We start from the raw sequence: 468 nt of genomic DNA, 5'->3' as shown, positions 1-468 counted from the left end.
GGAAATTGCCGCCACAGCTAAAGAATACGTTTTAATGGGTAAGATTAGGTGGATGCAAGAATGGAACTTGTCATTACTTAGACCTTATGACGAATGGAACGTAGATATTATGGAGTTTGAGTTAAAGAGTTTGGATGAAGAAACCTTTACTGTAAAAATTACCAAAAACGGAAGCACCCTTATTACAAAAGGAATGGTTGACAAATTAAAAGACAACCAAAGAGTAGTAAAGAAAAAATCGTGGAACATATATAGAGGGGTTTATTGCATCAACAAAATGATGATGCTAGAGTGGGGTATCAAAAACAATATGATACGTCCACAAGACCCTAAAGAAAGCGGTAATGCTGAATTTAGTTACAGCTTTTATATGTATCAGAACTTCGACATGAGGAACGTAGCCGTTCCTGAAAAAATCGAAGAACCACTTGACCAAATGATTATAGCACGACTTAAACTTCAGCAGTT

General features: G+C 36.1%; 1 protein-coding gene. It reads left to right on the top strand.

Translation table 11 applies throughout. The annotated features are described in order from the left end of the window. Nucleotides 1-468, top strand: a 468-nt coding sequence (locus AWU74_RS08175) for a hypothetical protein (protein ID WP_187150974.1), incomplete at both ends; no start/stop codon positions are given.

It is taken from the genome of Treponema endosymbiont of Eucomonympha sp., from assembly GCF_001028545.1.
Note: the sequence above shows the minus strand (reverse complement) of the source record. Positions and strands in the feature narration are given on the sequence as shown.